The 979-nt window shown below is 61.3% G+C and carries 1 protein-coding gene; it reads right to left on the bottom strand.

Annotated elements, in window-relative coordinates:
- Positions 1-979 (bottom strand): hypothetical protein (locus tag A9D60_RS26480; protein ID WP_065266469.1); only part of this gene is annotated, 979 nt, incomplete at both ends.

Here is a 979-nt window from a genome sequence, read left to right on the forward strand (position 1 = left end):
GTGCCGATGCGGTTTCTTTTCTCAGGCGGATGCCTTTTTCAGGCGCATCGTTTTTTGTAATCCGGACATTCCCGGTAAAAATATGGGCCGCCGCTGTATCACTCCCATTCCCGCCGCGGATCCCGAAATCGACGGGCGTTCCGAGCCCGTTCCCGATCCGGCGCTGCAATGCCTGCGGCGTGTCGCACAGCTCTTCGTAGGTGACCTCCAGGTACTCTTCCTGTCTCATCCTGCGCGTCTGCCGCCGGATCGCGAAGCGGTGATACAAAACCCAAAGCAGGTAAACCGGCGCCGAAAGGGGAGAATACCTGGGATTGCGCCTCCTTGCGATCCGGCGCTGCAATGCCTGCGGCGTGTCGCACAGCTCTTCGTAGGTGACCTCCAGGTACTCTTCCTGTCTCATCCTGCGCGTCTGCCGCCGGATCGCGAAGCGGTGATACAAAACCCAAAGCAGGTAAACCGGCGCCGAAAGGGGAGAATACCTGGGATTGCGCCTCCTTGCCCTTTTCAGGCGGGAGGCCAGCAAATCCTGCGCCTGCCGCTTCAGCACGATCACCTTGCTGTCGAGGTCCGAGTACAGCCGGAGGGCCTCAAGCCGCCGGATGTTCTTTGACGCGTCGACAACTGCCCAGGCCCCGAAGGCCTGCGACAGGGAGGTGACGAATGACGCGGTGCGGCTGGCGTAATCACGCAGATCCTCTTGCCGGAAAACAACCGTCAGCGGGACCCCTAAGCTGACCAGCAACCGTTTGAGAAAGGGGAGGTCCCGGCTGTCCAGGAACCGCAAGGCCGACTGGTCTTCCAGCTGCAGCGACGGGCCCGCGGCGCCGGGACCGGCCTCTGTCAGTTTCTTCGCCCCGCTCCAGAAGGGGCAATCCGCAAGCGCCTTGCGGCAATAGCACGGTTTCTTGTCCTGCCAGTCATTTTCGAGATAGTTGGCTTCCCCGATATTCAGGAAGTCCGGGCTGTTCCCCAAGGC

Source organism: Leisingera sp. JC1, assembly GCF_001679925.1.
Taxonomy (GTDB): Bacteria; Pseudomonadota; Alphaproteobacteria; order Rhodobacterales; family Rhodobacteraceae; genus Leisingera.